Annotated in this window: 6 protein-coding genes; all 6 read left to right on the forward strand. The window is 25.1% G+C overall.

The features are described 5' to 3' along the window. The coding region (locus tag ACAG39_12350) for a hypothetical protein (GenBank protein MEZ0538012.1) at positions 1-192 on the forward strand (192 nt) is incomplete at its 5' end. A gap of 82 nt (positions 193-274) precedes the next feature. Further along, positions 275-1,057, forward strand: coding sequence for a LuxR C-terminal-related transcriptional regulator (locus ACAG39_12355; protein ID MEZ0538013.1), 783 nt, complete (start codon positions 275-277; stop codon positions 1,055-1,057). An 888-nt stretch (positions 1,058-1,945) separates the two neighbouring features. After that, positions 1,946-2,989, forward strand: a complete 1,044-nt coding sequence (locus ACAG39_12360; protein MEZ0538014.1) for a radical SAM protein — start codon at positions 1,946-1,948, stop codon at positions 2,987-2,989. Between the two features lie 46 nt (positions 2,990-3,035). Beyond that, on the forward strand, positions 3,036-3,533 hold the full coding sequence (locus tag ACAG39_12365) for a hypothetical protein (GenBank protein MEZ0538015.1): 498 nt from the start codon (positions 3,036-3,038) through the stop codon (positions 3,531-3,533). A 22-nt stretch (positions 3,534-3,555) separates the two neighbouring features. Beyond that, the gene (locus ACAG39_12370) at positions 3,556-4,920 is read left to right on the forward strand and encodes a radical SAM protein (GenBank protein MEZ0538016.1); all 1,365 of its coding nucleotides are present in this window, start codon (positions 3,556-3,558) and stop codon (positions 4,918-4,920) included. Between the two features lie 2 nt (positions 4,921-4,922). Next, on the forward strand, positions 4,923-5,422 hold a 500-nt coding region (locus ACAG39_12375; protein MEZ0538017.1), incomplete at its 3' end, for a PqqD family protein.

Raw genomic sequence — 5,422 nt, forward strand, 5'->3', positions numbered from 1 at the left:
TTAAGTATTTTACAGTTATTATCTATAGTAAAATATGCAGATCCATTTAAATTATTAGCAAATGAGATATCTCGAGTATCTAAGATATCATTTGTAACCCCACAATTTAGCTTGATTGTCTTATTCCTATATCTAATTGTTCCACTTATTCTTTCGTTGAAGATTTTCGAAAAGAAAGATATTACAGTTTAGCATATTGTTGCAATTTTGAGGGTAGATATAATAAATAGGTGTCTACCCTCAAATAATGCTAAAAATAAAGGAGTGGGGGTTTTTGAACCAAACAAAAATAAATAGAAAAATAATAGTATCACATAGAAGATGTAAAAAATTAGGACTTCAAAAGACAATTATATCTCCAATTATTATTCTAAAAAAAGATGAATTAAAGTTAAGATTAAGAAAAAATGATAAACTAATAAATATCTTTAAAAATTGTATTGAAAGTATTACAAGTCCAATAAAAAATAAATACATATTCATATTAACAGATTGTGAAGGATATCTTTTGGAAATGGTATATGAAAAGAAAAAATATTTATATATTGATAAGTATAATTTCAAAATTGGAATGTCATTTTCAGAACACAGTATTGGAACAAATGCAATTTCAATTGCAATGGAAATGAAGAAAACAATATGTTTAAAACCTCATGAACATTATTGTGAAATATTAAAAAAATGGTATTGTATTGCAGCACCATTGTTAATAAATGATAAAGATATAATAGGTTATATAGATATTTCAACAATTGAAGAGCGTATTGTTGATGAAATGATTTTATGTTTTGAACTGCTTAGAGAGAAGATATGTAATGAATATAAAATGCTTATAACAAGAGAAAAAGAATGTTTAAAAGAAAGCTTAACTGATAAGCAGATAAATGTGTTAAGATTATGTGCTAAGGGATATAAAGAAGCAGTTATATCAGAAGAATTAAAAATTAACATAGCAACAGTAAAATATCACAAAAAGCAAATTATATACAAGCTACAAACAAAGAGTATCCAAGAAGCTGTAGCAAAAGCAGTCAAGCTAAATTTAATATCTATATAGACTATACTTTAGTATAGTCTTTTTGTTTGTTAAATTATACTAAAGTATAGTCATATTTATAGTAAAACTATACAAAAATATAGTAGACAAAATAAACATTATTAAATAAAATTAAAAAAAGAATAGTGTTATAAATTATATGTATTTGTATTTATTATATGTAAACATTTAAAGTACAAATACTAATTGGTGTAAATACAATTTTAGATGAAAGAGGGAATAAAATTGCTACCCCACAATATCTATAATAGCAATAGGGCCCTCTCCATTTAATAACCCAATATTTTGATTATATTATATTTTAATCAATTTGAAAAGGAAGAAAGATTATAGCTGTTTGCAAAAAGGATAATTTGTTGAGGTAAAAGATGACAATACAGCAATTAAGTACAAGATGTAAAAGGAAAATAAAGAGAAAGTTTCATATAACATATATAAATAGTAAAAGCAATAACCAATCAGAATTAATGGAATATATTAGTAATATTTAAAAAAGACAATACAATTCTATATCCTCAAAGTATGCTTCTTTTAGAGGATTGGATATAAGCAAAAATATTAAATAGATGATTAAGAATAGGATAAAGAAAAAATTAAAGTTTTAAGCAATAAGCTATTTAAGCTTGTTAAATTTTTGATAGTAAGTATAGAACACGATAGATTAATATTATAGGCAAGAATAAATAGCAAGAGTGAAGAAATAGCAGATAAAAGGAAGTCAAGGAACAAAGACACATGATCGAAAGTAGATAAGGTGTTAGAACGCTTGAAAGATTTAAGTTGAGAAATAAATTGCTTATCATTAATGTTACTGAAATGCTTGATAATACTGACATTGAGCATTTATGCAAAAGACTATAATATTACATTGTAAAGGAGAGAATATATGTGAATCAATATGCTCCAAAACCCATAATAATGTCGATTGATGTTACATACAAGTGTACAATGAAGTGTTTACATTGTTTTAACGGTAGTAATGAAAACAATTTAGAAACAGAATTAACAGATAGTGAATTAATGAATATATCAGACCAAATTGTAGAAATAATGCCAAATGTAATTTGTTTTTGTGGGGGTGAACCACTTCTAAGAAAAGAAATATTATATAAGTGCTGCGAAAAGATTGTAACAGGATGTAAAGGAATAACTCAAGTAAATATGGTTACAAATGGAGAATTGGTGGATGAAGAAGTTGCTAATAATTTACAAAAAGCTGGTTTCTCATTGATTCAAGTTAGTCTTGATGGAGCTTCATCAGAGACTCATGATTGGCTTAGAAATAAAAACGGAAGCTTTAATAAAGCAATTAATGCTATAAAATGTTTACTAAATGCGGGGTTAATGGTAGGGGTTGCTTGTACTCCTTCTTTAAAAAATATTAATGAAATTGAAGAAATAATTAAATTATGTGAAAAAATGGGCGTTCATGATTTTAGAGTTCAGCCTTTAATGATTATGGGAAGAGCAAAAAGATATCTAAATGAGTATATTCCTTCTTATAATGATTATCGGTGGCTTGCAAGAAAGCTAATGGAATTACAAATGTTAAATATAGCAGAAAATAAAATGCATATCGAGTGGGGTGATCCAGTAGACCATCTTATAAGAGGTAATTATAGGGAAAATGGATATAATCCATTTATAGGAATAGATGCTTATGGATATATAAGAATTTCACCTTATTTACCAATTACATTTGGAAATATAAGAAAGCATAAAATTTTAGATTATTGGAATAGTGGATTGTCTAATGTATGGAATTTATCAATAGTTAAATGGATTTCAAGAGAAATAAGATCTATAAACGACCTAAATTTGTCATCAAAGGGATTTAAAGAAGTTTATTGGGAAAAAAGTGTTGATATAGATCTTATAGAAGAAGATATTTCTAAAATAAAAATAGATAAATTTTTAACAAATAAATATTAATTATTTATTTTAACAAATATATTATTTGATGGTGGTGATTTTTATCATGAACATAGAACAAAGACAGTTAACTGATTCCGATATGATTAAATTTATAGAAACAATAGGAATTACGAAATTTGAAAAAAGTTGCAATTATATGGATCCATTTATTAATAAACATATATTCAATGAATTTATATTAAGAGAAAAATTTTTTAATTATTCTATTTATGTGTTTGGTGAGTTTTCAGAAAATACATTAACTAAAATTTCATATTATCAATTACCTAATATAGGTACATTATCAAAAAGTGCCGAGTTACAATTATTAATTTGTGGAAATGAAAAAACAGAAGCGGCAAAGTTTTTGTCTAATTCATTTTTAAATTTGAATAAATCATATCCAGATATAAGTAAAATTAAAATAAATATAAAGAATAATATACCTAATTTAGATTATATTTTAAATCTTTTAAGTATCATTGGTTTTCAAAAAGAACTGGTACTAGAAAAAGAATTTGACGATGCAGATTTAATAATATATTCATATTTTATAAAATAAATATAAGTTAGGTGTAATTAAAATGCAAATATCAAATATAAGATGGGAAATTGAACCAAGATGTAACCTTAAATGTAAACATTGTTTTATAGGATCAAAGTTAGATGATTACTCAGAATTAAAATTTGAAGATGCAAAAAGGATAATAGATAAATTGGTTGTATATGGTACTAAAAGTATATTTCTTTCTACAAAAGAACCACTTCTATTTAAAGATATAGATAAGCTTATATTATATTGCACAATAAAAGGTATTCATACTGAACTAATCACAAATGGGATATTGTTGCAAGATGAATTATTTGCAGAAAGAATTATAAATAGTGGGGTAGGCTCTATTAGTATAAGTTTAGAAGGTATAAGTAAAGAATCAAATGATTACATACGTGGTGAAGGAACATTAGAAAAGATAATAAATGCATTGAACGTATTAAAAAAAATAGCTAATTCAAAAAAACAAGTACCTATAGTAATTCAAATGTCTTTAAATAAAAAAAATAAAATTGAAGCAAAGCATATACCAGAATTTTTTAATGCTCTTCCAATTGACGCTCTTGTAATTGGCGGTCTTTCGATGGATGGAAATGCAAAAGATAATAGTGATTTACTTTTAACTCCAGATGAATTTGTACAAACATGGGAGATTATTTTAGAAAATTATTTTAAATTAAATGAAAAGAGATTCTATATTAATTCTAAATCATTTCTTCCTATAGAAGCTATCTATTATAATCTTTTTTATAATACTGATTTTTGTCCTATACCCCCAAGATGTGGGTTTTTAACAGGAAGTTATTCTTTGCTTCCAAATGGAGATATAGTGCCATGTGTAGCTATTTTAGACAAAGAAAATGAAATTGGGATTTTACCAAAAGTAAATTTTATTAAAGAAAATGAAAGCGAAGAGAAAGTTGAACAATTTGCAAATTTCAAAACTAAATTAAACCAATTAATTAAAAGCAATAAGCCTGAAAGTTGTTTATCTTGCTATTGGGAAAATGAGTGTATTCCTTGCCCATCGGGCATAATACAGAAACAATTTAATAATGAAATATCGGCAAGATGCATAAATGCAAAAAAAAGAATTGAGAGTTATTTAAAAGATGTTAAAAGAAGTGCAAATAATTATTATATTTTTGTTCGAGAAAATACTCTTTTCCATATTAAAACGGATAAATTGATTCTTATAAGGTATTACGAACATGGGGGATTATTTAAAAAAGTATATAAATCTGATCTGCAAAAAATAAATATTTTGCAGAAAATCTTTGATAATAAAGAGATTAAGTTAGAAGATTTAATAAATGAATTTAATAATTATCAAGCTCTGATTAATTTTTTGAAAACATTAGTATATGATAATTTTATATTATTTAGGAGGATTTAAGAATGGTAGATATTATAAATTATTTACCAAAACTTGATGAACAAAATCTCTTATATAAAAGATTAGAGGAAGATGGGAGTCTTATTTTCTTAAGCAAAAAACATCCTGAAACGCAACAATTGAGTCTAAATGATGTTGGTAGGTTTATATTAGAACAATGCAATGGAAAAACTACAATAGGTGAAATTGTAAATAGAATATTAAAGGAATATTATGGTGCTTCCAAAGAAAAAATAACAAATGATGTAATTAATATATTACATAGTTTATGGAGATTTGGATTAATTCAATGGATTGGTGAAAATCCGTTACTTTCACTATTTTATAATATGAATGATGGAGATTTTACTTTTAAAATGCTTTATGAAGATCAAGTAATAGAAACTTTAGAAAAACTGAAGAAAAAGCAACATTTTATAAATCCCTATATAGATGAAAAAATAGCTTATTCAGAAACTGCAGTTCGTCAAAAAGTTTTTATATTTATTGAAACATTTTTTGC

This window comes from Caldicellulosiruptoraceae bacterium PP1 (assembly GCA_041320695.1).
GTDB lineage: Bacteria > Bacillota > Thermoanaerobacteria > Caldicellulosiruptorales > Caldicellulosiruptoraceae > JBGGOQ01.

Coding starts and splice junctions, on each gene's coding strand:
- ACAG39_12365 (MEZ0538015.1), top strand. CDS start 3,036: ATGAACATAGAACAAAGACAGTTAACTGATTCCGATATGATTAAATTT.
- ACAG39_12370 (MEZ0538016.1), top strand. CDS start 3,556: ATGCAAATATCAAATATAAGATGGGAAATTGAACCAAGATGTAACCTT.